This is a genomic window from Pseudomonas sp. HMSC066A08, from assembly GCF_001813025.1.
GTDB classification, from domain to species: Bacteria; Pseudomonadota; Gammaproteobacteria; order Pseudomonadales; family Pseudomonadaceae; genus Pseudomonas; species Pseudomonas aeruginosa.
Window position 1 is genome coordinate 1 of the sequence record NZ_KV811230.1, and the last position, 1,251, is coordinate 1,251.

The following is a 1,251-nucleotide window of genomic DNA, read 5'->3' on the forward strand; positions in this document are numbered from 1 at the left end:
TGGTCTGTCCCGGAACTGGTGGACAGGTAGTTAAGAGTTACTGCTCGCATAGCGCCGCTCAAACTCCATCGGGCTGAGATAGCCCAGCGTCGAGTGGCGACGACGGTGATTGTAAAAGCGGATGTAGTCGAACAGGTCGGTTTTCGCCTCCTGGTAGCTGGCATAGCGCGTCAGGTACACCCGCTCGGCCTTCAGCGAACGGAAAAAGCTCTCCATAGCCGCGTTATCCCAGCAGTTCCCTGGTCGCGAATGGCTGGGCACGATGCGATGTCGCCGAAGCAAGGCTTGGTAGTCGTGCGCGCAGTATTGGCTGCCGCGATCCGAGTGCAGCAGGACCTCCGCCTGTGGCTGTCGGCGTGCCACGGCCATCTCCAGCGCGGCGTGCACCAGGGCTTGCTGCATGCGGTGGTGCATCGCCCAACCGACCACGGCGCGTGAATAGAGATCGAGCACAACGGCCAGATACAGCCAGCCTTGCGCAGTCCGCACGTAGGTCATGTCCGAGACCCAGTGCCGATTGGCTCGATCCGAGACGAACTGGCGATCCAGGTGATTCGGCGCAATCGGTAGATCGTGGCGGCTACTGGAAACCAGCCGCCAGCGCTTGCGTGAACGAACACGCAGGCCGGCTTCGCGCATCAATCGAGCAACCCGATGCCGCCCGCACGCCTGCCCCATGGCCGTCAGTTCAGCCTTGATGCGGCGATGACCATAGATCCCATTCACCTCGTGGTGGATGGTTCGGATCTCCTTGCTCAGACGCCGATTCGCCATCTCTCTCACCGAAGGTGGTCGCTGTTGCCAGGCATAGAAACCGCTGCGCGACACCTGCAACAACCGGCACATCGGTGCTACGGGGTAACGACCAGCCAACGCCTCGATGGCGCGAAACTTCACTTCGTGGGCTGCGAGAAGATGGCGAGCGCCTTTTTTAAAACATCGCGCTCCATGGTGACCTGGGCCAGTTGCCGGCGCAGGCGACGAAGTTCCGCGCTCTCGCCACGCTGCTTGCCGTTGCCCGGAAAGGCATCGTCACCTTGCTGCTCGTACTGGCGCTTCCATTTGCCCAGCAGGCTTTCAGCAATGCCGAGTGTCTCGGCGACATGACGAAGCGGCGTACCGGCAAGCACCTGGTCTACCGCCTCGCGTTTGAAGGATTCGGGAAAACGTCGTCTGGTCTGGGTCATGAACACTCCTTGCGGTGGGCATTATCCACCTTAAGTCAGTGTCCACTCAGCCCGGGACAGACCA

1 protein-coding gene is annotated in these 1,251 nt (G+C 61.1%); it reads right to left on the reverse strand.

All coding sequences use genetic code 11. The features are described from left to right. Positions 1-30: 30 nt before the first annotated feature. Positions 31-1,187, reverse strand: a protein-coding gene (locus HMPREF2886_RS02240) for an IS3 family transposase (RefSeq protein WP_371915119.1) whose coding sequence is annotated in 2 segments (ribosomal slippage) — positions 31-924 and positions 927-1,187 — 1,155 coding nt in all. Because the reading frame shifts where the segments join, the coding sequence is not laid out codon by codon here. Between the last annotated feature and the right edge of the window lie 64 nt (positions 1,188-1,251).